Origin of the sequence: Kocuria sp. PD6, from assembly GCF_031844145.1 — a bacterium.
Taxonomy (GTDB): domain Bacteria; phylum Actinomycetota; class Actinomycetes; order Actinomycetales; family Micrococcaceae; genus Kocuria; species Kocuria marina.
Window position 1 is genome coordinate 66988 of sequence record NZ_JAUZUS010000001.1, and the last position, 26817, is coordinate 93804.

General features: G+C 69.7%; 23 protein-coding genes, 2 tRNA genes and 1 pseudogene. 6 read left to right on the top strand and 20 right to left on the bottom strand.

Translation table 11 applies throughout. From position 1 onward, the window contains the following. Positions 1 to 110: 110 nt before the first annotated feature. The 3 genes from pyrH to rpsB form a co-directional block, all read right to left on the bottom strand. Positions 111 to 887, bottom strand: coding sequence for a UMP kinase (gene pyrH, locus Q9R22_RS00340; protein WP_064845980.1), 777 nt, complete (start codon positions 885 to 887; stop codon positions 111 to 113). 200 nt (positions 888 to 1087) lie between these two features. Then, the gene (gene tsf / locus Q9R22_RS00345) at positions 1088 to 1918 is read right to left on the bottom strand and encodes a translation elongation factor Ts (RefSeq protein ID WP_085106658.1); all 831 of its coding nucleotides are present in this window, start codon (positions 1916 to 1918) and stop codon (positions 1088 to 1090) included. 114 nt (positions 1919 to 2032) lie between these two features. Then, the gene (rpsB, locus tag Q9R22_RS00350; protein ID WP_085106657.1) at positions 2033 to 2890 is read right to left on the bottom strand and encodes a 30S ribosomal protein S2; all 858 of its coding nucleotides are present in this window, start codon (positions 2888 to 2890) and stop codon (positions 2033 to 2035) included. Between the two features lie 511 nt (positions 2891 to 3401). On the opposite strand from rpsB, the gene Q9R22_RS00355 reads away from it, so the two are divergent. Beyond that, positions 3402 to 3875, top strand: a complete 474-nt coding sequence (locus Q9R22_RS00355; RefSeq protein ID WP_085106656.1) for a M23 family metallopeptidase — start codon at positions 3402 to 3404, stop codon at positions 3873 to 3875. A 30-nt stretch (positions 3876 to 3905) separates the two neighbouring features. Here Q9R22_RS00355 and Q9R22_RS00360 read toward each other — a convergent pair. The 4 genes from Q9R22_RS00360 to Q9R22_RS00375 all read right to left on the bottom strand — a co-directional run bounded on the left by Q9R22_RS00360 (position 3906) and on the right by Q9R22_RS00375 (position 7327). Beyond that, positions 3906 to 3979, bottom strand: a tRNA-Ile gene (locus Q9R22_RS00360). Positions 3980 to 4048: 69 nt separating this feature from the next. After that, positions 4049 to 5203: a glycosyltransferase gene (locus tag Q9R22_RS00365; protein WP_131333220.1), complete on the bottom strand. Its 1155-nt coding sequence runs from the start codon at positions 5201 to 5203 to the stop codon at positions 4049 to 4051. 22 nt (positions 5204 to 5225) lie between these two features. Continuing rightward, positions 5226 to 6176 carry a DMT family transporter gene (locus Q9R22_RS00370; RefSeq protein WP_131333221.1) on the bottom strand — a complete coding sequence of 317 codons (951 nt, stop codon included), beginning with the start codon at positions 6174 to 6176 and terminating at the stop codon, positions 5226 to 5228. 239 nt (positions 6177 to 6415) lie between these two features. Beyond that, on the bottom strand, positions 6416 to 7327 hold the full coding sequence (locus tag Q9R22_RS00375) for a phage holin family protein (protein ID WP_131333222.1): 912 nt from the start codon (positions 7325 to 7327) through the stop codon (positions 6416 to 6418). Positions 7328 to 7695: 368 nt separating this feature from the next. On the opposite strand from Q9R22_RS00375, the gene Q9R22_RS00380 reads away from it, so the two are divergent. Together Q9R22_RS00380 and Q9R22_RS00385 are read left to right on the top strand one after the other, a co-directional pair. Continuing rightward, positions 7696 to 8139: a peptidase dimerization domain-containing protein gene (locus Q9R22_RS00380; protein ID WP_131333223.1), complete on the top strand. Its 444-nt coding sequence runs from the start codon at positions 7696 to 7698 to the stop codon at positions 8137 to 8139. A 90-nt stretch (positions 8140 to 8229) separates the two neighbouring features. After that, complete coding sequence (locus tag Q9R22_RS00385) at positions 8230 to 9159, top strand: hypothetical protein (protein WP_131333224.1); 930 nt, start codon at positions 8230 to 8232, stop codon at positions 9157 to 9159. Here Q9R22_RS00385 and Q9R22_RS00390 read toward each other — a convergent pair. After that, on the bottom strand, positions 9041 to 9841 hold the full coding sequence (locus Q9R22_RS00390; protein ID WP_131333225.1) for an ABC transporter ATP-binding protein: 801 nt from the start codon (positions 9839 to 9841) through the stop codon (positions 9041 to 9043). The genes Q9R22_RS00385 and Q9R22_RS00390 overlap by 119 nt on opposite strands. A 44-nt stretch (positions 9842 to 9885) precedes the next feature. Next, the gene (locus tag Q9R22_RS00395) at positions 9886 to 11001 is read right to left on the bottom strand and encodes an ABC transporter permease (RefSeq protein ID WP_131333226.1); all 1116 of its coding nucleotides are present in this window, start codon (positions 10999 to 11001) and stop codon (positions 9886 to 9888) included. A gap of 358 nt (positions 11002 to 11359) precedes the next feature. On the opposite strand from Q9R22_RS00395, the gene Q9R22_RS00400 reads away from it, so the two are divergent. Both Q9R22_RS00400 and Q9R22_RS00405 read left to right on the top strand, forming a co-directional pair. Continuing rightward, positions 11360 to 12643 carry a sensor histidine kinase gene (locus Q9R22_RS00400; RefSeq protein WP_131333227.1) on the top strand — a complete coding sequence of 428 codons (1284 nt, stop codon included), beginning with the start codon at positions 11360 to 11362 and terminating at the stop codon, positions 12641 to 12643. After that, positions 12640 to 13263, top strand: a complete 624-nt coding sequence (locus tag Q9R22_RS00405) for a response regulator transcription factor (protein ID WP_085106647.1) — start codon at positions 12640 to 12642, stop codon at positions 13261 to 13263. Before Q9R22_RS00400 ends, Q9R22_RS00405 begins: the two co-directional genes overlap by 4 nt. Here the strand turns inward: Q9R22_RS00405 and Q9R22_RS00410 are convergent. From Q9R22_RS00410 to Q9R22_RS00455, 10 genes are all read right to left on the bottom strand, one after another. Then, the gene (locus Q9R22_RS00410; protein ID WP_242670445.1) at positions 13232 to 14101 is read right to left on the bottom strand and encodes an alpha/beta fold hydrolase; all 870 of its coding nucleotides are present in this window, start codon (positions 14099 to 14101) and stop codon (positions 13232 to 13234) included. The genes Q9R22_RS00405 and Q9R22_RS00410 overlap by 32 nt on opposite strands. A 561-nt stretch (positions 14102 to 14662) precedes the next feature. Next, positions 14663 to 14738 (bottom strand) — tRNA-Asn (locus tag Q9R22_RS00415). Between the two features lie 107 nt (positions 14739 to 14845). Continuing rightward, a complete protein-coding gene (gene dnaG, locus Q9R22_RS00420) occupies positions 14846 to 16816 on the bottom strand; it encodes a DNA primase (RefSeq protein ID WP_131333230.1) in 1971 nt (656 codons plus the stop codon). Positions 16817 to 16966: 150 nt separating this feature from the next. Then, positions 16967 to 18346, bottom strand: coding sequence for an aromatic acid/H+ symport family MFS transporter (locus Q9R22_RS00425; RefSeq protein ID WP_131333231.1), 1380 nt, complete (start codon positions 18344 to 18346; stop codon positions 16967 to 16969). Positions 18347 to 18466: 120 nt separating this feature from the next. Then, entirely contained in the window at positions 18467 to 19786 is a 1320-nt protein-coding gene (locus Q9R22_RS00430) for a deoxyguanosinetriphosphate triphosphohydrolase (RefSeq protein ID WP_131333232.1), read from the bottom strand. A 5-nt stretch (positions 19787 to 19791) separates the two neighbouring features. Next, entirely contained in the window at positions 19792 to 20976 is a 1185-nt protein-coding gene (gene dusB / locus Q9R22_RS00435) for a tRNA dihydrouridine synthase DusB (RefSeq protein WP_131333233.1), read from the bottom strand. Continuing rightward, a complete protein-coding gene (locus tag Q9R22_RS00440; RefSeq protein ID WP_242670446.1) occupies positions 20957 to 21808 on the bottom strand; it encodes a hypothetical protein in 852 nt (283 codons plus the stop codon). Before Q9R22_RS00440 ends, dusB begins: the two co-directional genes overlap by 20 nt. 83 nt (positions 21809 to 21891) lie before the next feature. Next, positions 21892 to 23253, bottom strand: coding sequence for a galactokinase family protein (locus tag Q9R22_RS00445; RefSeq protein WP_311253928.1), 1362 nt, complete (start codon positions 23251 to 23253; stop codon positions 21892 to 21894). 60 nt (positions 23254 to 23313) lie between these two features. Next, entirely contained in the window at positions 23314 to 24726 is a 1413-nt protein-coding gene (locus tag Q9R22_RS00450; protein WP_242670447.1) for a sugar porter family MFS transporter, read from the bottom strand. Between the two features lie 97 nt (positions 24727 to 24823). After that, entirely contained in the window at positions 24824 to 25438 is a 615-nt protein-coding gene (locus tag Q9R22_RS00455) for a hypothetical protein (protein WP_131333235.1), read from the bottom strand. A 164-nt stretch (positions 25439 to 25602) separates the two neighbouring features. Here Q9R22_RS00455 and Q9R22_RS00460 point away from each other — a divergent pair. Further along, positions 25603 to 25764, top strand: a pseudogene (locus tag Q9R22_RS00460) (transposase); the annotation flags it as partial. A 71-nt stretch (positions 25765 to 25835) separates the two neighbouring features. On the opposite strand, the gene Q9R22_RS00465 reads toward Q9R22_RS00460, so the two are convergent. Continuing rightward, on the bottom strand, positions 25836 to 26813 hold the full coding sequence (locus tag Q9R22_RS00465) for a GNAT family N-acetyltransferase (RefSeq protein ID WP_131333237.1): 978 nt from the start codon (positions 26811 to 26813) through the stop codon (positions 25836 to 25838). Positions 26814 to 26817 lie beyond the last annotated feature (4 nt).

Here is a 26817-nt window from a genome sequence, read left to right on the forward strand (position 1 = left end):
TCCTTATGAGCTGGCCGGCCGGCGGTACTGACGCCGGTGGCGACGGTTCGTTCTCCCCACTCTAACGGGCAGGGGGCGGCTGGTCGCGCGATGCGACGGCCCGCGAGACCTTACGGGGTGACCAGGGTCCCGATCTCCTCGCCCAGCACCGCGCGGGTCACGTTGCCCGCTCCCTCCATGCCGAACACGCGCATGGTCACGTTGTTGTCGCGGCACAGCGCGAACGCGGTCTGGTCCATCACGCGGATGTCGCGCGCGATTGCCTGGTCGTATGTGAGGCTCGCGAGACGCTGCGCGTCCGGGTCCTTACGCGGGTCCGCGGTGTAGACCCCGTCCACACCGTTCTTGGCCATGAGGACCTCGCTCGCGTGCACCTCCAGGGCGCGCTGCGCGGCCACGGTGTCCGTGGAAAAGTAGGGCAGGCCCGCACCCGCACCGAAGATCACCACGCGGTCCTTCTCCATGTGGCGGATCGCGCGGCGGGGGATGTAGGTCTCCGCTACCTGCTCCATCTTGATGGCGGACTGCACGCGCGTGTCCACGCCGCACTGCTCCAGGAAGTCCTGCAGCGCCAGGCAGTTCATCACGGTGCCCAGCATGCCCATGTAATCGGCGCGCGAACGGTCCATCCCGGCCTGGGAGAGCTCCGCGCCGCGGAAGAAGTTGCCGCCGCCGACCACCACGGAGGTCTCCACGCGGCCCACGGTCGCGGCGATCTGCTCGGCGATCTCACGCACCACCGAGGTGTCCACGCCCACGCTGCCGCCACCGAAGACCTCGCCCGAGAGCTTGAGCAGGACCCTGCGACGCGCCGGTTCGGTGCGCCGCAGCTGCCGGTCCCCGCCGAGGGCCTCGTCCTGGGGTTCCGATTCGATGATGCTGGGCATGGATCCTCCCGGGGGCCGATTCGTGGTCATGAGGCGGCCCGCCCGTGGCAGACCGCCCTCCAGCATACAGAAGCGGCGGGGCACCCCCGGTCCCCCAGTGGTGCCCCGCCGCTTCAGTGCGGGACGCGCGACGGTCTCCCGTCGAGACGTCGCTGTGGGCCTCACGTGCTCGGCGCACGCGGGACCCCGCGAACGGGTGCTCAGGCCCCCACGCGGAACCGCGCGAACGCGGTGGCGGTGGCGCCGGCCTCGGACAGCACCTGGCCCACGGACTTCTTGGCGTCCTTGGCGAAGTCCTGGTCCACGAGCACGACGTCCTTGTAGTAGCCCTTCAGGCGACCCTGGACGATGTTCGGGATGATCTTCTCGGGCTTGCCCTCGTTGCGAGCGGTTTCCTCCGCGACGCGCTTCTCGTTCTCCACGGTCTCCGCAGGGACGTCCTCCTCGGAGAGGAAGGACGGGGACATCGCGGCGATGTGCACGGCAACGTCGTGCGCGGCGGTCTCGGCGTCAGCACCGGACACGGCCAGCAGGACACCCACCTGGGCGGGCAGGTCCTTGGAGGTCTTGTGCAGGTACACGGCCACGTGGTCACCGGCGACACGGGCCACACGACGCACGACGACCTTCTCGCCCAACAGCGCACCGGTCTCGGTCACGAGATCGGAGATGGTCTTGCCGTCCACCTGGGCGGCCAGCAGGGACTCGAGGTCCGCGGCGTCGGAGGCCACGGCGGCGTCGAGCACCTTGTTGCCGAACTCCACGAACGGGGCGGACTTGGCCACGAAGTCGGTCTCGGAGTTGACCTCGACCATGTAACCCACGTTGTTCTCGGTGCGGGCCACAATGATGCCCTCGGCGGTCGAGCGACCCTCGCGCTTGGTCACACCCTTGAGGCCCTTGACGCGGATGATCTCCTGGGCCTTCTGGGCGTCACCGTCGGCCTCGTCCAGGGCCTTCTTGACGTCCAGCATCCCGGCACCCGTGCGCTCGCGCAGGGCCTTGATGTCGGCAGCGGTGTAGTTCGCCATGTGAACTCCTCTGTTGTCGGTTCGTCCGTGCCGGACGCCTCAGGACGCCCGGCACGGTTCCGGTCACCACGATGGGTCACCGGGAAGAATGGAAGGTGAACTCGCTCACCGGCCTTACTCGGCGGCGGGAGCGTCCTTCTGCTCGGTCTCGGCGGGCTGCTCGGCGGCGGGCGCGGCCTGCTCGGCCGGGGCCGCCTGCTCGGCGGTCTGCTCCTTGTGCTGTTCCAGCAGCTCGCGCTCCCACTCGGCCATGGGCTCCTCGGCGGCGTTGGACTTGCCGTTGTTGCGCTCCATGAGGCCCTCGGCCACGGCGTCGGCGATCACGCGGGTGAGCAGTGAGACGGAGCGGATGGAGTCGTCGTTACCCGGGATCGGGAACGCGACCTCGTCCGGATCGCAGTTGGTGTCGAGGATCGCGACGATCGGCACGCCGAGCTTCTGCGCCTCGTCCACCGCGAGGTGTTCCTTCTTGGTGTCCACGATCCAGACCAGGGACGGGGTCTTGGTGAGGTTGCGGATGCCGCCGAGCGTGCGCTCCAGCTTCTCCTTCTCGCGACGCAGCAGCAGCAATTCCTTCTTGGTGTACTGCGAGCCGGCGACGTCGTCGAAGTCGACCTCTTCCAGTTCCTTCATGCGGTCGATCCGCTTGGAGACCGTCTGGAAGTTGGTGAGCATGCCACCGAGCCAACGGTGGTTCACGTAGGGCATGCCCACGCGGGTCGCCTGCTCGGCGATCGCTTCCTGCGCCTGCTTCTTGGTGCCGACGAAGAGGATGGTGCCGCCGTGGGCCACGGTCGACTTGACGGCCTCGTAGGCCTTGTCGATGAAGCCCAGCGACTGCTGCAGGTCGATGATGTAGATGCCGTTGCGCTCGGTGAAGATGAAGCGCTTCATCTTCGGGTTCCACCGACGGGTCTGGTGGCCGAAGTGGACGCCGTTGTCGAGCATCTGGCGCATGGTAACGACAGGCATGTCGTCTCCTCATGAATAATGGACGGCCCGCGGGCCGTCTCGGTGTTTACGGTTGTCGACCGGCCGTGCCGGTCCCTGGCGCGATTCGTGAGTCCTACTCGTGGAGCAGGCTCCCGTGGTTCCATACCGCGACCACCCGGTAACCGGGGCCTCGGACCGAGGACCACGCACCCGGGCGGACCATGTCCGCCGTGGGTTCCCTCGCGCGCGAAGTCAGCCATCCCGCATCGGCGCGCACCCGCGAGCGGGCACGGTGGACCAATGGCAGAGTGACTGCACCCTGTAGGATACAGCATCGCGCGGCGTCCTCGCTCCACATCGGAGCGCCTCCCCGCCCCTTCGGACCGGGCTGCCGCACGCTGTCGTCATGTGTTCCTCCGGTCACGACGACGCCGCCCCGCCCATTCCTCCTCGCCCACCCGTTCCAACGGTCCCACCCATTCCCGCGCACCCGCCGATTCCCGCACGCCCACCCGGACGGTCCCCGCACCACGCCGTGTACTGCGCTGTGATGGCCGCGGTCCTCGCGCTTGGCTCGCTGCTGGCCCACCCCGCGGCGTGGGCCTCTCCCGACTGGGCCTGGCCCGTGTCCCCGCGCCCGTCGGTGAGCCGGCATTTCGAGGCTCCCGCACAGAAGTGGCTGCCCGGCCACCGGGGTGTGGATCTACACGCTCCCCCGGGCACACCCATACGTGCACCGCAGGACGGGGTCGTGAGTTTCGTGGGTGTCGTCGTGGACCGGGAGGTCCTCACGGTGGACCATGGCGAGGGGCACAAGTCCTCATTCGAGCCGGTGTCCTCGTCCGTGCGAGTGGGTGACCGGGTGACCCGGGGGCAGGTGATCGCCAACGTGGCCACTCCCGGCCACGGCCCGGGCGGGGATGCGGTGCACTGGGGTGTGCGGGAGAACGGGGAGTACGTGAACCCGTTGCAATTCGTGGCGGACCTGCGGCCGTCGGTGTTGTTGCCGGTCCCCGGTGAGTGAGACCACAGTGAGCCGGCGTGGCATGTCTTGTAGGGCGGGTGGGGCTTGAACCCACGACCAAAGGATTATGAGTCCTCTGCTCTGACCAGCTGAGCTACCGCCCCCTGTGCGACCGCGAACGGATGTCGAGGTCGCCGCCCTACGCTACCGCATGCGCGGCGCCGCAGGGCCCGTCACGACTGCGCGCCGGTGTAGAGCCGCTCGAACGTATCCAGTGTCTTGGCGAAGGAGTGGCGGGACACCATGTCCCGGCTGCGCTCGCCCATGGCCCGCCGCTGTTCGGGCGGGGCATCGAGGACCAGTTGCAGCTTGGTCGCGAGGTCCCCGGAATTGCCCGGGGAGAAGAGGTACCCGTTGCGCCCCTCGTCCGCGAGGTGGGGCAGCGCGCGGGCGTTGGCGAGCACCACGGGGGTCGAGGCGCTCATGGCCTCCAGCGTCACGAGGGACTGCAGTTCCGCTGTCCCGGGCTGGCAGAACACGTCCGCGCGGAGGTAGGCCGTGCGTAGCTGCTCGTCCGTGAGGAACCCCAGGAAGTGGACCCGGTCCGCGACACCGTGTTCGTGTGCGAGTTTCACGAGCCGGTCCAGCTGTTCCCCCTCCCCCACGATCTCGGCGTGAACGTTCTTCTCCCGCGGGATCAGGGCCACGGCCTCAATGAGTTCGTCCACATTCTTCTCCACGGCCAGGCGTCCGCAGAACAGTACGATCGGGTGGTCCGGGTGCTCGATCTGCTCCCCCGCGGCGGCTTCGTAGTCACCGGCCTGGATCCCGTTGGACACCGCGATCGCCCGATCGGGGACACCGTTGTCGACCATGGTGCGCACCGCGAGCGGCGTGGGCGCGGTGATGACGTCGCAGCGGCCGTACACGCGGGCGATGTCCCACCACGAGACCTTGCGGTAGCCGCGCACGAACCACTGCGGGAACGGCAGGAATGGCTCGATGTTCTCGGGGACGAAGTGATTGGTCCCCACGACCCGGACACCACGGCGCACGGCCTCACGGACCACGAGCCGGCCCAGGATGTAGTGGCACTGGACGTGGACCACGTCCGGGCGGACGTCGTCGAACAACCGCGCGACCTCTCGCACGATCTCCCACGGGAAGCACAACCGGAAGTAGGGGTGGGTGAACGCGTGGTGGGAACGGAACCGGTGCTCGGTCACCCCGGCGTCGTCCATGATCCGGGACGGGCCGCTCGTGGGCATGGGTGCTGCGACGTGGACCTCGTGACCCCGTTCCAGCATGCCGCGCGCGAGGCGGCGGGCGAACTGCGCGGAACCGTTGATGTCGGGCGGATAGGTCTCAGCGGTGATCAGTATTCTCAAGGCCTTGTGTTCCGTAGGGGGATCAGCGATCGGTGGCGCGTTCGGTTCGTCGGGGTGTCGCCGTGTCCGCAACCGCCCCGCTGGTCACCGCGTCCTGCTGGGCGCGTGCGGCCGCCCGGCGTTGCAGGACCTCGGGGTGGTGTCGCGAGAGCACGACCACGCCGACTATAGCAACGAGACCCGCGAGCCCCATGGCCGTGCCGAGTGCCCCGGTGAAGGAGTCACCGGCCTCTCCCAGGACCACGAGACCCAGGGCCACACCCACCATGGGGTCCACCACGGTGAGCCCGGCGATCACGAGATCCGGTGGTCCGCACGAGTACGCGCACTGCACCATCCACCCGCCCAGCGCGGCGGCGACCACGATCATGAGCACGCTGGTCCACCGGATGTCCGCGAACCCGCTGGACGTGATGGTGGTGGCGGTCAACCGGACGAGCACGGCCACGAAGCCGTAGAGGAGCCCCGCTCCCAAGACGTAGAACATGCTGATCCGGTGCCGGCGCACGAATAGCTCGCACACACCGATGAGCACCACGAGGCCCACAAGCAGGGCGACCACCGTGTTCTCGGCACGCGTTCCGGGTACGTGGGTGGGATCCGTCCCGATCACGGCGCACACCACGAACGTGGCTCCACCCACGCTGCACAGGGCTACGGCGAGCCACGTGCCACGGTTGATGATCAGGTGGCGGTGCCGGGCGTGCAACAGCGTGGTGATGACGAGTGCGATCACCCCGATGGGCTGCACCACGGTCACGGTCGCAAGCGAGAGCGCCGCGACGTTCAGCACCGTTCCGAGGCCCAGCAGCGCGAGTCCGCTGAGCCAGCGTAGATTGCGCACGAGGGGCCACAGCCCCCGCGGCGTCAACGGTCCCTCGGTGTGCCCGGTGACCGCCACGGATTGCGTCTGCGTACCGAGCGCGAGGCACACCGCCGAGCTCAGTGCTAGAGCCACCGCGATCCACTGCATCACCGATTCATCACGTCCTCCGTCACGGTCTCATCGTAGAGCTCGGGGGCGCGGCGGGCCTGGGAGTTCACCGCATGTTCGCACCGGGGCACGAGGGATCCCATACCGCCGGATGAGACGCACCGGAGCCCGAGGAGTCGCGTACCCGAGTACGCCCCGGGACACGGTGGAGGCCGGGTCGCGACGATGACGACCCGGCCTCCGGCACGGCTGGCGACTCACGCGAGCCGCGCACCCGATTACTTCTTGAGCAGCTTGCGCAGGAACACCAGGAACGCGGACCCGGCGGCCACGGCGACCGCGAGGGGCTGCCAGCGCTCGCTCAGGACGTCCTGGGCGGACGTGGAACCGGCGGGACGAACCCCCTGGGAGCCCCCCTTGGACGCAAAGGTCTGCTTGACCGACTCCTGGGTCTGGGTGAACGTGCGCTGGGTGCGGTCCACGAAGCCCTGCGTGGCGGCCTGGACGGAATCGGCGCGGTTCTGGGCGTCGTCGCGCAGGCTCTTGAGGTGTTCGCGGCGCAGCTTGAGGCGGTGGCGCAACTGCTCCTCGGTGGGCTTGACGGGCTTGACCTGGTTGGGGTCGTTGGCCGCCTCTTCCTTCTCCCGCTGCTTCTTCTGCTCGGTCTCGTTCATCTCACGCTGGACACGGCCCTCATTGTACGCGGAGCCCTCCTTGACCACACCGAGGTCGTAGCGCAGCCCGAAGATGGCCTTCTTGGGCATGAGCGGCAACGCACTCTTGATCTTGGCGATCCCGATCAGCGCGAGCACGGCCAGGAGGATGAGGAACAGCAGGGCGAGCAGCAGCGCGGCCAACCACGCCGGCATCACGTGGGACAGGCCCGCGATGGCGGCACCGATCAAGGCGATGACGGCGAGGCCCAGGAACACGAGACCGACCACCGCGAGCGCGGCGCCCACGCCCACCTTGATGCCCTTCTCCTTGAGCTCCAGGAACGCGAGCTGGGCCTCATCTTTGAGCTGCTTGGGGAGCAATCGGGTGAAGACCTTGACGACGTCCGTGATGGACGCGGCACCCGGCTTCGTGGTGGTGCGAGTTCTTGCCCCGGACGTGTGTCCTGTGTGGCCGGATGAATGCCCGGTGCTGCCGGACGAGTGACCGCTGTTGGGGTCCACTGCATGGCTCATGCCGCCTCCGATGAGTACGTGGTGGTGCTGAACGGTTGATCTGATTTCAAAATACCATTCGGCCGCGCGCCCAGCGGGCAGGGACGGGCGCGACACCTCGGGCGTGACGAGGCTCGGACCTTGTCAACCACCGGGGGCTGTGGAAAACTGAAGGCGTTCATTGAAAGCAGATTCCTCCACATAAGTCAACATTGTATTCTATTCAGAATCACGCATGATTCACAAAAGATCTTATTGTTGGGTGATTTCTTCGAGAGGGTTCACGGCCCCCGCAGATCGAGGCTCCCGCGTCCGACGTCATCGACTGGCGCCGCCGCATCCACGCCCACCCGGAGCTGTCCTACAAGGAGCACGCGACATCCGACTTCGTGGTGGAGACACTCCCGAGCTTTGGCCTCTCCCCCGAGCGCCCCACCGAGACCTCGGTGACGGTACTGATCCAGGGCCAGGGTTCCCACGCTTCCATGCCGCAGAACTGTGCGGACCCGGTGCTGGTCGCCGCGCAGATCACGGTCGCGCTGAACACGATCGTCTCCCGCAGCGTGGCCCTCGACCACATGAACGTGGTCAACGTGGGCATGATCCGGGCGGGCGGGGCCCCCGACGTCATCCCGGACACCGCCCGGATCGGCGTGTCCGTTCGTACGGTCGCGGGCGAGGACTGGGAGGTCCTCGGGTACCGCGCGACCGACATCGTGGAGGACACGTGCGCCGCCTACGGTGCCACGGCCACGTTCGAATGGGCGGACGGCTACCCCGTGATCGTCAACGACGACGACGTCGCGCAGATCGGCTACGACGCCGCGGTGTAGGCCCTGGGCGAGGACAAAGTCTCCTGGGGCCCGGGCACGTCCGCCTCCGACGACTTCGCGTACTTCGCGCGGGAGGTCCCCGCGTGCTTCGTGTTCCTGGGGGGTGGCACGGCCGAGGACCGGCTGCCCTACATGAACCACCACCCCAAGTTCGGCATCAGGGAAGAGGCCCTCGAGGCCGGCGTGCGCACGGAGGTGCAGATGGCCCTGAATGATCCACGTTCCACTCCCGCGTACGACGGACACCCGACCATGAATCTCACGAGCACCCAGAAAGGCATCTTCGTCACGCTCGTGCCGGCGGCGCCGGAGCTGCCGGGCGACGGCGCGGCGTCGTCCTCTGCCGCTGCAAGCACCGAGGAGGGTGCCAACTCGAGTGCGAAGAAGGACGTCTCGATCCTCGACGCCTGGAAGAATCGCAACTCCCTGGTGCTGGGGCTGTGCCTGCTGCTCAACAACCTGGTGGGCGTGGGGCTGCTGACCTGGCTCGCCACGGTGTACTCGCAACAGTTCTGGATCACCCCTACCGGGTGGCAGTACATGGTCGTGATGCTCGGTTACGGGCTCTCGTTGTGGATCGCCACCTCCACCGGGCCCGGCGTAGTCAAGAAGTGGTTCGAGAACAACGAGAAGGTGTTCATGCTGATCATGTCCGTGATCGGCGCCGTCGTGGACGCGGGGGGGGGTACACGACCGCGTTCGTGGTACCGGGTGCACTGCTCCTGCTTGGTGGTCTCGCTCCGTTCCTGCTCCGGGAACCCCGCACCCCGCTCGATCCGCAGGGCCCGCGCGCGGCGGGGCCCGATGCAGACGCCACGACACCCCCGGGCGAACCCCACGCGGGCGTGGACGCGGCCGCGGGCACCACGGGCCGGCCCGACTCCCGCCGGGAGAGGACCCGTCAGGCCACGGTGGCAGCGGCGCGACCGCTCGCCGTCGTGGCCTGTTCCGTGTCCAGGTGACCGTCCTGCATGCTCACGCATGCGTCCGCGAGGGGGACGAACTCGGTGTCGTGCGTGACCACGAGGGACGCCAGGCCGAAGGTGTGGGTCAGATCCGCGAGCAGTTCCATGACGCTGCGGGACCGCGCGTGGTCCAGCGCCGCGGTGGGCTCGTCCACGAGCAGCAGGTGCGGCCTGTTCATGAGCGCCCGGGCGATGTTGACGCGCTGGCGCTGCCCACCCGAGAGCTGATGGGGGCGGCGGTCCGCGCAGTTCTCGAGCCCCACCTGTGCGAGCAGTTCGTCCGCCCGAGCGCGGGCCCGCGCAAGCTCCTTGCCCCTGGCCCCGGCCACGTGCGCGGCGAGTACGAGTTGTTCGCGGGCGGTCAGCGAGGCCAGGAGATTGGGCTGCTGGAACACAATGCCCGTGTGCTCCCGGCAGGCCCCGGCGAGTTCGCGTTCGGGGAGCTCCTCGAGCCGACGGCCCGCCACGGACACCGAGCCGGAACTCGGGCGGACCAACCCGGCGGCCACGGCGAGCAGCGAGGACTTGCCGGACCCGGACGGGCCCACGAGCGCCGTCATGGTGCCCGCGGCCAGCTCGAGGGACACACGGTCCAGAGCTCGCACCGTGCGGGGTTCGCCCTGCTCGTCCGTGCCGTCCGGGTACTCCAGGCAGAGGTCGGTCACCCGTAGGGCGGGATCGTCGGTCGAGTACTCATGCGGCCCGTCCAGGCGTGCCGCTGCGGTGTGGTTGTCCATGGGGTCTCCTGCGCGGTGACGGGGGTGACGATCGGAATGCATGCTCAGTTACCTCCCAGGGCGATCATCGGATCCACGGTGGACACGCGGCGTACGGCGAGCACGGACCCGATCAGTCCCAGCGCCAGGACACCGGCCACGGGCAGCGCCATGGTCGCAGCGCTCAGCACGAACGGGACCGCGGACCCGGCGAGCGCACCGCCGGCGATTCCCAGGCCGCCGCCCACGAGCACGCCGATCGTAAGCACCACGACGGCCTGGAGCAGCGAATCCCGCACCACGTAACCACGGCTCGCGCCGAGAGCGCGCAGCACCGCAATGTCCCGGGTGCGCTGGATGGTCCACACGGTCAGGAAGGAGATCACCACCAGGGCGCTGATGCCGTAGAGGAAGCCCTGCATCATGCGCAGCGAGCCCTGCTCCGACTCGTAGGCGGGCAGCGCCGCGAAGGCGTCCCCGGTGTCCATGGCTACGGTTGCGGTGCGCTCCGTGACCCCCTCGGGCACGGTGTCCGTGGTGAGGGCCAGGGCGGTGGCCTGCTCGGGGTCGTCGGTGTGGGCCACGGCGGGAAAGTCCTCCATGCTGAGCCACACGACCGGCACGTGGCTGTAGTACTCGTCCGCCACGACCCCGGTGACCTTCAGGGACGTGCCGGCCAGGGTCACCGCGTCCCCCACGCCCACGTTCATCTCGCGAGCCAGCGTCTCACTGAGCACGGCGGTGCCGTCCTGTGGGTGGGTGACCCCGTTGACGGCGCTCAGCCCGGGCGCGAGCCGCGAGCCCGGTTCGAGCGCGACACCGGCCACGGAGGTGGCCGACGCAGCGTCTGCGGAGGAGTTCGCCCCGTCCCCGGCCCGCGCGGTGGTCTGCACGAGGCCGAGCCGCTCCACGTGGTGCGCCCCCACGGTGTCACGCCACGCGCGCGTTTCGTCCGCGGTGATCCGGGACGTCGTGAAGGACGGGTCGGACGCGTCCCCCGCCGGGGCGCTGAGCACGAACCGCTGCGCCTGCAACCGTTCCAGGGCCGAGGTGTTCTGGTGGCCTAGCCCGTTGGTCAACCCGGTGAGCAGTACGAGCAACAGCGTGATCAGGGCCGCGACGGTCGCGAGCAACGCGAACCGCCCCTTGGCGAACGTGATGTCCCGTAGGGACAGGTACATGGTGATCTCCGATGGGTCGAGAAACTGTTCCCCTCAAGCCTCGCGGGACGCGGCCGCCGGTGGATCGCCCCGCGGGTGGAGACCGTCCAGCCCCTCGGGGGATGCCGCGCTCAACCAATCGGTTGATCCGCCACTCGCGTCACATGCGTAGCATGGCGGGAGACCCGGCCGTGCCGTGCGCGCTGCTCGCCGATGGCGGCATCCGCCCGATCGCCGCGCGGCGATCGGGACGCCGCGTCTTGGTCGGGGCACCGCACTCGTGCGACCGCGCCCGGGACCCGGGCAGGACGACGACGCCGTCCCCGGCACACCGCTCCGACCAACCAGTCCACCGCACGACCTGGAAAGGAGCCCCCGAGTGCGCGAGGACCTCTCCACCCCCGCAGTGCTGAGCGCCCTGCGGGTCACGTTGCACGTGAGCTTCGCGGCGCTGTTGGTGCTCGCCGCCGTGCGCGCGGTGCTGCACCTGAGCCGGGCCCCTGGCGGCGGGGCGATGATCGCCGTCGTCCTGGGACTGAGCGTGCTGCTCGCGGCGGTCTACCTCGCGGGGACCCTGGTGGAGAACCGTGTGGCGCGGGGTCGTGCGAGCCGGGAATCCCTGCGGTGGGGTCCCGGGTGGCTCGGTCTCATCGCGGCGCTGTGGGCCGCGCTGGCCCTGCTGAGCCCGGACTTCTCGTGGGTCGCGTTCCCCCTGTTCTTCCTGTGCCCCGTGGTACTGCCCACCGCGGCGGCGCTGGTCGCGATCGTGGTGCTCACCGGCGTCGTGGTGCTCTCCCAGTACCTACATGCCGCCCCGGGAGCGTTCGCGGCGGGAATGGCGCTCGGACCCGCGATCGGTGCGATTGTCGCGCTGCTCGTGAGCTTCGGGTACCGCGCACTGTACGAGGACACCCGCCGCCACGTGCGCGCGATCCGCGATCTCGAATCCACGCGAGCTGAGCTGGCGCGCCAGGAACGGGACGCGGGGACCATGGCCGAGCGCGACCGGTTGTCCCGCGAAATCCACGACACCCTGGCCCAGGGCCTGACCTCGATCGTGCTAGTCTCACGGGCCGCACAGCGCTCGCTGGAGCGCGCGGAGCTCGACGCGACCCGCGCGCAACTGGCCACGATCGAGGACACGGCCGCGGCCGACCTCGCGGAGGCGCGTCGGTTCGTACGGGACCTCGCCGCACCGGCACCGGGTGACTCCCTGCCCGCCGTCCTCGCGGAGGTGTGTCACCGCACCCGGGAGGCGGCCCGCGCCGTGGGCGCGCCGCTCACGTGCGAGTTCACGGTGGAAGGTGCCGTCCCCGACCTGCCCGCCCCGCAGCGCACCCTGTTCGTGAGGGCAGCGCAGTCCACCCTCGCGAACGTGACCTCGCACGCGCGGGCGTCACGCGCCGTCGTGACCCTCGCGGGCTGGGACGACGCCGTGACGCTGGACGTCGTGGACGACGGCGCGGGCTTCAGACCGCGTTCCGCCGCCGACGACGCACGCAACGACAGCTTCGGACTGGCCCACCTGCGACGCCGCGCGCACGAGCTCGGGGCCGTCCTGACCGTGGAGTCCGAACCCGGCGCCGGAACGGCTGTGAACCTGCGGTTGCCCCTGCCCGCGCCCGAAGCCACCCGCCCCCTGCCGAATGGAGATTCGTCATGACCACCCGCGTATTGCTCGTGGACGATCATCCCGTGGTGCGCGCCGGGCTGCGCGCGGTGCTCGAATCGGTGGGTGACATCGTGGTCGGCGCCGAGGCGCCGGACGGACGCGTGGCGCTCGAGATGCTGTCCCGCGCGGGCGGCTCCGTGGACGTGGTGGTCATGGACCTGCAGATGGGTTCCGGGATGGGCGGGCTGGACGCGACCCGGCGCATTGTCGCGGCGGGCGGGCCCCCGGTGCTGATCCTCACGACCTACGACACCCAGGCGGACATTGTCGCCGCGCTCGAGGCCGGCGCGACCGGTTACCTCCTCAAGGACTCGCAGCCCGAGACCATCGGTGCCGCCGTGCACGACGCCGCCGCGGGCCGCCCCGTGTTGTCCCCCTCCGTCACGGCGCGGCTCATGCAGCGGGTGCGTTCCCCCGGCACGTCGCTGAGCGCGCGGGAGATCGAGATCCTGCGCGGGCTCGCCACGGGCGCGTCCAACAGGGCCCTGGCCAAGGAATTGTTCATCTCGGAAGCTACCGTGAAGACGCACCTTGTACACATCTACGACAAGCTCGGGGTGGACAACCGGACGGCGGCGGTCAACCGTGCGCGGGAAGAACACCTGATCTGACGGATGCGATCACCGCGGCGATCCGCTCGGGGTGATCCACCATGACGAAGTGACCGCTGCGTCGCAACACGATCGTGTGCACGGGCGCTTCCCGGGACAGGTAGGTGGCCCGGGCGAGCACATGGCGCACCCACCGGGTGGTCCCGATCCGCGGCAGCCGTCCGTTCGCGGCCACCACCAGGACGTCCAGCTCCGGGTCCAGGGGCGTATGGGCGGCCAGTTCCTGCAACCGGTTCATGCACGCCACGTAGCCCGCGAGTTCCCGCAGGGACCCCATGAGGAAGTTCGGGGATGTCAGATCTACGCGCAGCTGCGGCCACGAACGCATGAGGCGTCCGCGTCCGGGCACGAGTCGCCCGGCCACGACGGGGCCCACCACACGCCACACGGCACCCGCCACGCGGGACCGCGCCAGAGGCAGCGTGAACCGGCGGAACCGGCGGGTTGTCGCGGCCTCGTCGTGGGCGGGGTCCGCGCCCTCGGCCGAGGGCACGGACGCGTCCAGCAACACGAGGTGACGGATCCGCCCCGGATGCACCCGGGCCACCACTTCGACCACCGCGCCACCGAAGGAATGTCCCACGGCCGTGACGGGTTCCCGAACGCCGCACACGGTGAGCACGGCGGCGAACCGATGCGCCTCCTCATCGAGATCGGGGAGTTGTTTGGACACCCGGTCTCCCTGGGCGTATCCGGGGCGGTCGTACACGATCACACGGTGGTCCCGGCGTAGCCGTTCGACCACGGGAAGCCAGTCCCACAGGGTCGACGCCACGCCGGAGCAGCACACGATGACCGGCCCGGAGCCCGCATCGAGGATCCGTACGGGGCCGCCCATAACTTCGCGGGTGCTGACATGATCCCCGATGCCCGACGGCGCGGAACCGTTGTCCTTTTCGTTGCGAGTTCCCGTGAGCGCAACCGCTGGGCGACGGGCACACCGGCCGCGGCGATGAGCCACACCGCGATTGCGAGAGGACATCACTTCGCGGGCCCGTCCGTCCCTCGCGTACCGTTCGGGAGAGCGCGCCACAGGGTCCGCAGCCGCGCAGAGGAGAACGCCGTCACCCCGGCGAGCGCCACCCCGACCTCTGCGTCCACGGTTCGCAGTACGGTGGCCCCCGGGGGGGTCCGCGACGACGTACTCGAACACGAAGGACGTCCACGGGTGCAGTTCCCTGTTCACGAGCGGATAGAGGACCCACACCGAGTACAACAGCGCCGCTGCGGCGCACAATCGGCGAGAAGCCAGAGTCACGGAACCGGGTCACCCGCCTGAGTCGTGGGCCGCACATACGGAACAGCCGCCGAGTCTACTAGGCCGCGGCGGTTCCTGGAGGCGGGTGCCGCCCTGGATACGACGGAGGCCCCCTTCCGTACTGGAAGAGGGCCTCCGTGGTGGCTCCCCCGACTGGACTCGAACCAGTAACCCTTCGATTAACAGTCGAATGCTCTGCCAATTGAGCTACGGGGGAATGTACGCACTGCTGCGCAACGAGACGATACTTTACCGCCCCGTCGCGGCTTCCTCAAATCGAATCCCCGCCACCACCCGCAAGCGCCACACCCCTCTGAGTCGGGGTCACGCCCCGGTGAGGCTGCGCCGCTGCAGTTCGAGGTCCAGCAGTTCGCGGTTGAGCTGTTGGTACAGCTCGGGTTCCCGTTGCGCGTTCAACCGGTTGAGGTGGGCCAGCTTGTCCGACTTCGCCCGGTTGATGTGCATCTCCACGAGCGAGGTGAGCACGCCCACCGCGTAGTTGCGCATTTGTTGCTCGGTGGCCGCGGGTAGCGGCGTGACGGACAGTTGTGCGAGGTAGCCGTGCAGCGGTTCGGGCAGGTGGGCGCGCACGTGTTCGAGCCACGCGCGACCGCCCTCACCGTGATAGTCCTCGTCCGCGCGGGCGGCCACCACGGCATCGTGCAAGACCTGGTGCACCCGGTACGTCATGCCGGCGGAATCGAAATGCTCCCAGTAGCCGTCCGGCACGAGGTCCGGGAGCTGGAGCACCACTTCGAGCGCCTCCCGTTCCATCCGGGACACGGGTTCGCGCGGATCCGGCAGCTCGGGTGCCTCGGGCCGGTGGTTCTCACCGGGGGCCGAGCCAGGCCCGGAGACAGGCCCCGAGCCATGCCTCGATCCGGCCGAGTCACCGCGGTGGCCACGAGCATCCGGACGGTCCGGGGTCGACCCCTGACCGCGCCCCCGCCCCGGTTCTCCCCGGCCGTTCTCACTGCGGGAGGCGGCGTCGACGGCGCGCAGCACCTCGTCCGTCTCGATCCCCAGCCACCCGGACAGCTCCCGCGCGTACGCGGGGCGCAGGGCGGGGTCACGGATCCCGGCCACGATCGGGGCGCACGCCCGCATGGCGCGGAGCCGACCCTCGAGGCTGTTGACGTCGTACTCGCGGATCGTGGCTTTCAAGGCGAACTCGAACAGCGGGGTGCGGGACTCCACGAGATCACGCACGGCCACGTCCCCGCGGGTCAGGCGCAGGTCACACGGATCCATCCCGTGGGGCTCGACCGCCACGTAGGTCTGGGCCACGAACCGCTGGTCCTCCTGAAAGGCGCGCAGCGCGGCCTTCTGTCCGGCGGCGTCGCCGTCGAACGTGAACACGACCTCTCCCCCGGCGGAGTCGTCCGAGAGGAACCGGCGCACGATCTTGATGTGGTCAGCGCCGAACGCGGTGCCGCACGTGGCCACCGCCGTGGTGATCCCGGCCAGGTGGCACGCCATGACGTCCGTGTACCCCTCCACGACCACGACCTGTTTGGTCTTGGCGATCGGCCGTTTGGCCAGGTCAATGCCGTAGAGCACCTGGGACTTCTTGTAGAGCTGGGTCTCGGGGGTGTTGAGGTACTTGGGGCCGGGATCGTCGTCGTAGAGCTTGCGTGCCCCGAACCCGATGACCTCCCCCGCGACCGCGCGGATGGGCCAGATCAGCCGCCCCCGGAACCGGTCGTAGAGCCCGCGGTTGCCCTCCGAGACCATGCCGGTGAGCTTGAGTTCCTGGTCCGTGAACCCGTGATTGCGCAGGTGCTGCAACAGGTGGGACCACCCCTGCGGTGCGTAGCCGATCCCGTAGGTGCGAGCGGCGTCGTGATCGAAACCGCGCTCCCCCAGGAACCGCTGGGCCGCGGCGGCCTGCCGGGTGTAGAGGTTGCGTTGGAAGAACTCCGCGGCCACCTTGTGTGCGTCGAGCAACCGCTGTCGACGCCCTACTTCCTCCCGGTTGGGTGCGGAACCCTGCTCGTAGTGCAGCTCGTACCCAATCCGGGCGGCCAACCGTTCCACGGTCTCCGAGAACGGCGTGTGGTCCATTTCCATGAGGAAGGAGATGACGTCCCCGGACTCGTCGCACCCGAAGCAGTGGTACGTGCCCAGTTGGGGGCGCACGTGGAAGGACGGCGTGCGTTCGTCGTGGAAGGGGCAGAGTCCCTTGTACGAACCGATGCCCGCGGGCTTGAGGGTCACGTACTGTTCCACGACCTCGCGGAGGTCCGTGCGCGCACGGACCTCGTCGATGTCTTCACGCTTGATCAGTCCGGCCACTCGGCCAGTTTAGGCACCCCGTCAAACCGGATCGCGCACGCGTCACGGATGTGCAGCGGACCGGAACGACCGGTTAACGGGCCCGCGAGGACACGCGATGACTCCGGCAACGGCGTCACCGAACGGTCCCGCGACGAACAGGGCGCGGGGTCAGCGAGCCGCCGGGGCGTCGTCGTTCCCGCCGACCACCATGCGGCGGTCCGGGGCACCCACGGTCTTGGACCCGACCATGGCCACGCTGCCCAGGGCACCGACCGCGGCGAACGCGAAGAAGCCCCACGGGTACGCGAGCCCGGCACCCAGCAGCGTGCCGCCCACGATGGGACCGCTGATCGCGCCGAGACGCCCCACCCCGGCGGACATGCCCAGGGCGGTCGCGCGCACGCGCGGCGGGTGGTTGGTCGCGGTGAACGCGTACACGAGCACCTGGGAAGAGAACACGAAGCACCCGGTCAGGAACACCATGACGTAGATCCCGGCCACGGGCAGCCGGATCGCGAGGGCCGCGAGCAGCACGGCCGAGGCCGCGAACCACATGATGCTCGCGATGCGGGGGGTAATCCGGTCCGCCACGCGGCCACCGATCCACAGCCCCACCACGGCGCCCACGTTGAGGATGAGCAGGAAGCCCAGCGCGTTGCCGAGGTCGTAGTCCGCGGCGCGCATGATCTGCGGCAACCACGTGTTGAGCCCGTACACGAGCAGCAGACCCATGAAGGACGCGATCCAGATCACCACGGAGTTGCGCGCGTACGTGCCGCTCAGCAACAGGGCCGCGCCCTTCTTCTCGGCCACCACCTGGGTCGACGGCGCTGCGGCACCGCGCGCGCCCGAGGCCGCGGGGGCGGCGTCGCCGATCTCCAAGGGCACGTTGTAGTGCGTGGCCACCCGGCGGGCATCCTCGAGGCGGCCCTTGGACGCGAGGTAGGACGGGGACTCGGGCAGGAACACGAACATGAGCGGTACGAGGATCAGGGCGGGCAGCGCGCCCGCGATGAACATGGTGTGCCACGTGAAGTGGGACAGCACCCAGATCGCGAGCGCGGCGGTGAGCACGGCACCCACGTGGTAGCCGGTCATCATGACCGTGGTGGCGTGGGAGCCGCGGCCGGGGCGGGAGAACTCCGTGACCATGGAGATGCCGGTGGGCAGGCAACCGCCCAGACCCAGGCCCGCGAGGAAACGCAGGATCCCGAACCACAGGACGGTCGGGGCGAACGCGGCGGCGAACGTGAGCACCGAGAACACGATCACGGCGCCGATGAGCATCTTGCGCCGACCCCAGCGGTCCGTGAGGTAGCCCATGCCCAGGGCGCCGACCATCATGCCGAACAGGCCGGCGGTCGCGACCGCGGTGGCCTCGCCGGTGGTCATCCCCCACGCCTGGTCCGCGAGCAGGGCGGGCATCACGGCGCCGAGCACCACGGCGTCGAAACCGTCCAGCAGCACCGCGATCCAACACAGCGGGGCCACCCAGGTGGCGGATTTCAGGACGAGACCACGCGAGGGGGCAGCAGTTTCGGAACTCACGGGATCACTTCCGGTCGTGGGGAGGGAACACGGTGATCTTAGTCTCACACGGACGTGACGCACCCGATTTTCCCGATCAACGGGACGAGATGTGGGGCGCAGAACCGATGCCGCCGGACCTCACCAGAGCGGCTTGTCCCCCGTGCGCCAGTTGGTGCCCCGGATCCGGTCGTGCAGCGCGACCGCGGAGCGGTCCGTGAGGCACGCGATCTGATCGACCACGAGCCGCAACCGGGCGGCTTCACTGCCGGGACCGTCCCCCAGGGCACGCCAGTCCGCGGCGAACTCGGGGGCCAGGAACCGCCCGTCCGTCTGCATCAGGGCGTCCACGAGGATCGTGAGGATCTCGTGCTGGTTGTCGTAGAGGGGCAGGGCGTCCCGCACGGTCATCACGAACGCGGTCGCGATGCCCTTGAGCACCCCGATCTCCAGCTCCGTCTCGCGCGGGACCACGAGGGACGCCCGGTACCGGGTGAGCCGGTCGTCCCCGGCCACGTCCCGGGTGGCCGCGACCGCGGACATCGCGAACCGGCCGATCAACTGGCTCGTCATGTTCTTCAGTCGTGCCAGATCCGCGCGTGTCCCGTGCAGACGGGGAATCCACACGGGTGAGGACTCGAGCCGGGACAGCGCGGCGTCGAGCTCGTCCTCCGTGGCCGCGGGCAGGTACCAGCCGCGGGTGCACTCGATGACCCGGTGGCGGTGCGCGGGTTGCGTGAGGTTCTCGAGCTGCAGTGCGTGGGCCGCGACCGCGTCCTCGACGTCGTGGACGCTGTAGGAGATGTCGTCCGCGAGATCCATGACCTGGGCCTCGATGCACTTGCGTCCGGGCACCGCGCCCGCGCGGAACCACTCGAACACAGGCAGGTCGTCCTCGTAGGCTCCGAACTTGCGGTTGGGGCGCCCGTCCGGCCGGGGCGGGGCGTCCGCCGCGCTCCACGGGTACTTGCACGTGGCGTCGAGTGTCGCGCGGGTGAGGTTCAACCCCGCGGGCTCCCCCGACGGCGCGATGATCTTGGGCTCGAGCCGCACGAGCAGGCGCAGGGTCTGGGCATTGCCCTCGAAGCCGCCGATCCCGCGGGTCAGCTGCGCGAGCGCCGTCTCACCGTTGTGCCCGAACGGCGGGTGACCGAGGTCGTGGGACAGGCACGCGGCGTCCACGACGTCCGGATCGCACCCGAGCGCCTTGCCCAGCTCGCGCCCGATCTGGGCGACCTCGAGCGAATGGGTGAGCCGGTTGCGCACGAAGTCGTCCGACTGCGGCGAGACCACCTGGGTCTTGGCCGCGAGCCTTCGCAGCGCGGAACTGTGCAGCACGCGCGCGCGGTCCCGCTCGAAGTGACTGCGATGGCGGTTGTGGTGGTTCTCGGCGACGAACCGCTCGGTGTCGGTGGGCTCGTAGCCCGGGGGCAGGATGGCCAGACGGTCGGGGGTGTGCAGTGGGATCAGCCTCCCGAGACGTCGAGCTCGGCGGCCGCGAGACCCAGCCGTTCGGCGTCGCCCAGGATGCGGGAGTCGAGCCAGCCGTCCGGCAGGTGGGGCTTCTTAGGCGAGCCCGCCCGGCCCCGAGGCCCTTCGACGTCCGCGCCCGGGTAGGGGGAATCCAGGTCGAGTTCGTCGAGCAGTTCGCGCAGCGCGGCGAGTGTGGGCACCTGCGCCATGCGGGCGCGTAACTGCCCGCCCACCGGGTACCCCTTGAAGTACCAGGACACGTGCTTGCGGATCTCGCGGCAGCCCTTGAGTTCGTCCCCGAACTCCTGGGTGAGCAGCTCGGCGTGGCGGTACACGGTCTCCGCGACCTTGCGCACACCCGGCCGGTAGCGGCGCGGGCTGCCCTCGAAGGCTGCCTGCAGGTCCCCGAACAGCCACGGCCGGCCCTGACAGCCCCGACCCACGACGACGCCGTCCACGCCCGTGTGCTCGACCATGCGCACCGCGTCCTCCGCGGAGAAGATGTCCCCGTTGCCCAGCACGGGGATGTCCGGGAGGGCCTCGCGCAGCCGCGCGATCGCATCCCAGTCGGCGTGGCCCGAATAGTGTTGTTCGAGGGTGCGCCCGTGCAGGGCCACCGCGGCGATCCCCTCATCGCGGGCCATGCGCCCGGCATCCAGGAAGGTCTGGTGTTCGCCGTCGATGCCGATGCGCATCTTGACGGTCACGGGGATCTCCCCGGCCTCGCGCACCGCCGTGCGGATGATCGCGCGGAACAGGTCGGTCTTCCACGGCAGGGCGGAACCACCCCCGCGCTTGGTGACCTTGGGCACGGGGCACCCGAAGTTGAGGTCGATGTGGTCCGCGCGATCCTCCTGCGCGACCATCCGCACGGCCTTGCCCACGTTCACGGCGTCCACACCGTAGATCTGGATGGATCTCGGGGTCTCGTGGGGGTCGTGGTCGATGATCCGCAGGGACTCGGGGCGGCGTTCCACGAGTGCTCGCGCCGTGACCATCTCGGTCACGTATAGTCCCCCGCCGTATTCCCGACACAGGGTGCGGAAGGACTTGTTCGTGACCCCGGCCATCGGCGCCAGGACCACGGGTACGTCCACGGTCAGCGGGCCCAGCTGTAGGGGTTTCAAGTTCAACACGGCCGGTTCACGGTCCGCGGTCTCAGTCGTCTCGGTGCTCATCGTGGGCCATTGTCTCATTCGTCCGCTGCCCGGCGTCGCGGTCGGTGCGCGCGGATGCGTCCACCTGCTCGAGTCGCATCGCGAGCTTGAACGCGCGCACCTGCTTGTCCCTGCGACCCAGGGTCTTGTACACCGCGCCCAGGTCCCGCAGGCACTGCACCCACTCGCGGGTGTGGGCCTCCGGCTCGGGCAGCGCGGGGTAGAGGTTGCTTGCGGTGTGGAGGGCGTGGGCAACGTCGTTCCAGGCCATCATCCCCTCGGCGAGCGCCGCGAGCCCTTTCCAGCACATGATCTGCCCGGCCACGTCCCCGCGCGCTTCGCAGCCCGCGAGCACGGTCTCGTAGTGCTCGGCCGCGAGTTTGCGCCGCCCGGCCGCTTGCGCGGCGGTGGCCAGGTGGGACACCCAGCGCAGGTCCTCCCGCGTGACGAAGCCGGCACCGTCCCCGGCGGGTCGCGCCGGATCCACCCCCGCCGCCGCGGCCCCCTCCTGGAACTCGCGGTATGCGTCCCACGGGCGCCCGGCCAGCAGCAACACATCCCCGAGGTTCTCGAGGCACTGCACCCGCGCTCCCAGGGATCGCGCCGACCGTGGCGCGCGCTTGTACTGCGTCGCGGCCAGTCGGTAGTGGTGTTCCGCGTCCGCCCAGTCGCCGGCGTCCCGCGCGAGATTCCCCAACCACGACGCCGCCTGGCCCGCTTCCAGCCACGCCTCCCCGAGTCGCGCCGCGCGCAGGGCCGCCTCGAAGTGATCGCGTGCCGTGGCGGTGTCCCCGGACGACGACGCCGCCCGGCCCCGTTGCAGCCTGCGCGCCACCCTGGCCCGTGCGAACATGCGCCCTCCTCCTGTGCTCCTACCGCGTGATTCTTCCAGCCCCGATCATTGCCCCGTGCAACCGATGCCGCAGGGGCGCGGGGTCAGAGGACCCTGCGGGCGGCGTCGGACGGGGTGAGCGTGAGGAACAGCGGATCGAGGAACCCGTTCTCCGCGAACCGGTGCTGCACCGCGCTCGCGAGTCGCTCCACGTGGGTCTCGGGAACCAAGGCGATCACCGAGCCCCCGAAACCGCCGCCCACGACCTTGGCACCCAAGGCCCCGGCGGCCAGGCAGCCCTCGACCGCCGTATCCAGTTCCGGGACCGTGACCTGGCAGTCGTCCCGCATGGACTCGTGGCCCGCCACGAGCAGCTGACCCACGGCCGCCCAGTCCGGGTCCGCCTCGCGCAGGAGTCGGGCGATCTTCTCCGAGCGCACCATCTCGGTCACGGAATGACGCAGGCGCAACCGGGTCCCTCGGGGGTCCTCGGTCAACGGGGCGCCCGCCCCGAGCAGGTGGTCGAAGCGCTCGAGGACCGCCGCGGCGTCGTCGAACCCCGGATCCTCGGGCAGCGCGTCGCGCAAGCGGGAGACCCCGAGCACCGCGGCAGCGGCCTCGCACTCGGCGCGGCGGGAACTGTACTGACCGTCGGCCAGTTTGTGCGGGGCGGACGTGTCCACGGCGAGCCACGTGAGACCCGCGAGCGCGGGATCGGCGGGCAGACGGGCGACGTCGAAATCGCGGCAGTCCAGCGCGAGCAACTGCCCGGCGTGCGAGCGCAGGGACGCCGTCTGGTCCAGGCCGCCGGTGTTGGCGCCCACGATGTAGTTCTCCGCGTCCATGCAGGCTCGGGCCAGGGCGCGGCGCAGGGTGTCGTCCGGGTGGTCGTCGCCCGTGCGCAGCGAGAACAGGGCGAGCGCGACCGAGCACTCGAGCGCCGCGGAGGAGGCGAGCCCCGCGCCGATGGGCACGGTCGAGTCCACGAGCAGGTCCGCGCCGAAGTCCGCACCGAGCGCGAGTCCGGGCACGGCCTCGTGCTCGGAGTGCCCCGCGGCCACGCGGTTCATCCCCCACGCCACGCCCGCGGCGTAGCCGAACCAGCCATGGATGGCTCCGGGTTGGACGTCACTCACCCGGGCCGCGCGCAGTTCACGGTCCGCGACGGAGGCGTCCGTGTCCTGGAGGGACTGCGCGTGCAGCAGCCCGTCCGTGCGGGGTGCTGCGGCGGTCAACGTCACGTACTGGTGGGCGAAGGGCAGGCACATCCCGCCCGAGTAGTCGATGTACTCGCCCATGAGATTCGCGCGGCCGGGCGCGGCCCACACCCCTGCGGGCGGGCGGGCGTAGACCTCCTCGAACTTCGTGCTCAACCGCTGCGCCCGCTCACGCACGTCCGGTTGCGCGACCCAGCGCGGGCGCGCGAAGTCTTCCGGGGCGGTGGTTTCGCTGAGCTCACAGGACACGGACGGTTCCTCACATGGTGTGGACGGGGCGTCGTAGGACGACTGACGAACCATTGTCCCCTACCCGGCGCGGAAGTAGCGCTCCAGCTCCTCGAGGGACTTGTCCTTGGTCTCCGGGGCCACGCAGTACACCCACACGATCGCTACGAGCTGGAGCACCACGAAGATCATGATCGTGTACCCCACGCCCAGCGCGTCCGTGAGCACGGGGAACGTGAGCCCCACCAGGAACGTCATCATCCACAGGATCCATGCGCACGCACCCATGCCCACGCCGCGCACGTTGAGCGGGAAGATCTCGGACATGTACAACCACGTCACGGTGCCGATGCAGCACTGCATGAACCCCACGAACACCACGATGCACGCGAGGATCACCCACGCGCGCGCCGGACTGCCCTCGGGGATCGTCAGGTAGGACACCGCGAAGCCCGTCAACGACGTTGCCGTCCCCACCAACCCGGTCAGCAACAGTGTCCGGCGGCCCACGTGCTTGAGCAGGTACATGGCCAGGGCCACAGCCACGACCCCCATGATCCCGGGGATGATGTTGGCGTAGAACGCCCCGTTGCCCCCGAAGCCCACGTCCTGCAGCACCGTGACGCCGTAGTACTGGATCGCGTTGATCCCCGAGATCTGATTGATCACGGCCATGGACGCGCCCAGCACGAAGATTCGCCTGATCCACGGGACGCGGACCAGATCCGTGATCCGGGCCGCGGGGCGGTGCTCGTCCTCGTGGGCGAGTTCCAGGACGGTCTCACCCTCGCGCCGGTCGTAGGAGTCCTCGCGGATGCGGCGCAACACCTGGAACATCTTCTCCACCGCTCCATGGCGGGCCAGCCAGCGGGGGGACTCCGGCACCACGAGCATCCCGATCCACAGCACGAGCGCGGGGGCGGTCGCGAGCACGAGCATGACGCGCCACACGTGCGGGAGGTGCCCGAACGCCGTCGCCAACACCGCGTTGAACACGAAGGCGAGCGCCTGGCCGCCCACGATCATCAGCTCGTTCTGAGCGACCACGCGACCGCGCAGGTGCGAGGGGGCGAGTTCGGCGAGGAACACGGGCACGATCACGGAACACGCGCCCACGGCCAGCCCCAGCAGACAGCGGAACGTCACGAGCACCGCGACGGTGGGTGCGATCGAACACCCGATCGTGGCGACCACGAAGACCACAGCCAGTATCATCAGCACCCGGCGGCGGCCGTAGCGGTCGGCGAGCTTGCCGCCGAACGCCGCGCCCCACGCGCCGCCGAACGGCAGGATCGAGGCCACGAGACCCTCCAGGAACGGCGTCAACCGCAGATCCGCCACGATGGACGGCAGCGCTCCGTTGATCACCCCGGTGTCGTAACCGAACAGCAATCCGCCGAACGTGGCCACCGTGGCGATCAGCCGCAACCGGCCGTTCATCTCCTGGCGTCGCGGTGGCTCCGTGCGCGACGGACTCGCCTGGGTCTCGAACATGGGACTCCTTTCCTCCGTGAACGTCTTACCACGAACGACGCATTGCGGGGCCCGCGAGGCTGCTCGGCGCCGACCCGCTCGACGTCCTGTCTTCAGGTCAGTCCTCGGTGCCCGCGATCCTGGCCGCGGGCTCCACCGCCGTGGCGCTCGCGAGCGTGGCCGCGTGGTTCGTGACGGCCGTGCTGTCCCGGCACGAGCAGCACGCGGAGGCCTCGTAGACCGAGACCGGACGGCGGCGGTCAGTTCGCACCGCGGCCCGAACGGATCCCGTGATCGTGGAGCTCGTCCCGCAACGCGCGCCACATCCTGTCATACGTGAACCGCTCGGTGACCACGGCCCTGCCCGCCTCCGCGAGCGCCTCCCGCTCGGCCAGGCGGCGAAGACGTCGACGGCCCGCTGCGTCCCGTCGTCGGTGAACAGTTCCGGTGCGCAGCCGAACGGGAAAGCGGCCACCTGATCGGCCCGGAACCCTGCATCCACGAGGATGTCGATCTGGTTCCGGCTCAGCGTGAGGATCAGATCCACCGCCGAGAACCGGCGGACGAGCGCGCGTCTGCGATCGGGATCCGCTCGTCGGATCCATTCCACGAGCCAGCACGCGATCGTCATCAGGGGTGCGCCCGCGTACGGCGGCACGTCCCGCCGCCTGAGCTGCGCGGCGAGTGCCGTGACGGGTTCGAGCAAGCCCAGGACCAGTTCGGCGTTCCGCACCCCGGTTGGCCGAGCGGCTCACCGAGGAGATCTTCACCGCCCTGGGCGAGCAGACCGTGACCGTTACAGGCACCACTGCGGCGGAGAAGATCATCAGGCGCCTGGCCGAGCAGCTAGCCCAGCTCGGTACCCAACGGGCGGAGATCGAGGCCGAGATCCTCACGGTGGTCGATGCTCACCCTCTCACTCGGGTCCTGACCTCCATGCCCGGGGCAGGGGTCAGGACAGCAGCACGGATCCTCACCGGTCTCGTGGGTAAGAGCTTCAAAGACGCCGCCCACCTGGCCTCCTACGCCGGCATCGCCCTGGCCACACACCCCACCGACGGTGGCCCTGGCCGCTTGACCAAAACCAGAGAAGCACCCCCCCCCCCCCGCACCGGCCTGTACCGGTGGCCTTACACTCGGTCGTCCACCAGCGTGACCGTTTCCGTGACCACGTGCGCGACCCCGGCCTCCAACAGGTTGTCCACCACGGCCACGAGCGGGGTCATGGAGTCGTCCACCTCGAGCTCCACGGGGTAGTCCCGGACCAGCAGGGCCAGCAGCGTCTCCACGGCCGCACCCGCCTCACGCGCGGAACCGTCATCGGAAGAGGCGCCCGGCACGTAGCCCAGCAACACGTCAGCGGCCTCGAACCGGGTGGCCCGGTCCTCGGGATCCTGCGGATCGAACGGGCGGTAGCTCACGGCGAACGCGGTGATCGGTGCGGGACCGTCACTCCCCGGAGCGCCCGCGCGCAGCACCAGGGCTCCGAACGCTCCGGCGGTGTCCGAGAGCAACTGCCGGTTCACCGCACCGATCCCGATCTCCGCGACCGGGTCCCAGTCGTGGACCGAGCGGTAGAACTCCCACACGGCGCGTGTTAGTTCCACGGAACCGGTCGCGAGATCTTCCACGGAGCGCACCCACGAGCCGTCCGCGGTCTGTCCGAGCGCGGGTTCGGGCAGGGCACCCGCGGCCACGCGCACCACGCGCGAGCGCATGGCCGGGGTCAGGCCCTCCGCCTTCGCGAAGCTCTCCCCCGCGGAGCCGGGGGTCACGCGGGAGCGCAGCGCCGTGACGCTCGACGGCGCGTCCGCGGCCACTTTCCGCAAGCGTGCCAGGAGCTCCCGGCCGATGCCTTCGTGCTGCCGGTCCGGAGCCACCTCCACGTACGCCCACAACCGGCGCGGGTGCCACGGGGACTCGTAGACCACCCCGGCCGCGACGGGCACACCGGCGTCGGTGGCCACGAGCGTGCGGGAGAACGCGGCGTCGTCGTCGGCACCCAGTCGCGCACGGAAGGCCTGCGCGGGTGCCGACGGCGCGTCCGGCCAGACCTCGAGCAGACGCAGGTCGTCGTCCTCGCGCCACGGACGGTACTCGATGCTCATGCGG